This window comes from Trabulsiella guamensis ATCC 49490 (assembly GCF_000734965.1).
Lineage (GTDB): Bacteria > Pseudomonadota > Gammaproteobacteria > Enterobacterales > Enterobacteriaceae > Trabulsiella > Trabulsiella guamensis.
In genome coordinates this window covers 1-245 of record NZ_JMTB01000262.1, presented here as the reverse complement: position 1 = coordinate 245, position 245 = coordinate 1, and the positions used below count along the sequence as shown (strand labels likewise).

1 protein-coding gene is annotated in these 245 nt (G+C 53.9%); it reads right to left on the bottom strand.

The window, feature by feature from the left end:
* The coding region (locus GTGU_RS27170; protein WP_483855309.1) for a glycine-rich domain-containing protein at positions 1-217 on the bottom strand (217 nt) is incomplete at its 3' end.
* Positions 218-245 lie beyond the last annotated feature (28 nt).

The window sequence follows — 245 nt, the reverse complement described above, 5'->3', positions numbered from 1 at the left end:
TGGGGATACCGCCAGCGCCAACAGTTAGTTGAACCGAAGTGATACCGGATAAATCCAGTAATGACTTGGCGATACCGCCACCACCACCTCCACCACCGCCAGCCGCACGACCACCAGCACCACCGCCAGCTACGATCTCCACATAGCATTTTCTTCCGTTCTGCAACTCAGCAGGGACTGCCCAGTTGGTTACTCCCGGCGCAGAAAAAACAATCATGTTTTTATAGCCAAAAGCCGAATCCCCT